Raw genomic sequence first — 314 nt, 5'->3', positions numbered from 1 at the left:
ACCACGGACAATTGTGGCGCTACCATTACGGGCACAACCTCTGATCCGTTGACCTACTCAACCCAGGGAACCCATGTCATCACCTGGAATTTTGATGACGGGAATGGGAACAGTATCAATGTGAATCAAAATGTGATCATTGATAATATAACAAATCCTGCTATTCCAACCCTTGCCGATGTCACCGGAGAATGTTCAGCCACCGCAACAGTACCTACGACCACGGACAATTGTGGCGCTACCATTACGGGCACAACCTCTGATCCGTTGACCTACTCAACCCAGGGAACCCATGTCATCACCTGGAATTTTGA

1 protein-coding gene is annotated in these 314 nt (G+C 48.4%); it reads left to right on the top strand.

Going from position 1 to position 314, the window contains the following annotated elements; translation table 11 throughout:
• Positions 1 to 314 (top strand): hypothetical protein (locus tag J4051_RS18935; protein ID WP_208235440.1); only part of this gene is annotated, 314 nt, incomplete at both ends.

This window comes from Gelidibacter pelagius (genome assembly GCF_017581925.1).
Taxonomy (GTDB): domain Bacteria; phylum Bacteroidota; class Bacteroidia; order Flavobacteriales; family Flavobacteriaceae; genus Gelidibacter; species Gelidibacter pelagius.
Note: the sequence above shows the minus strand (reverse complement) of the source record. Positions and strands in the feature narration are given on the sequence as shown.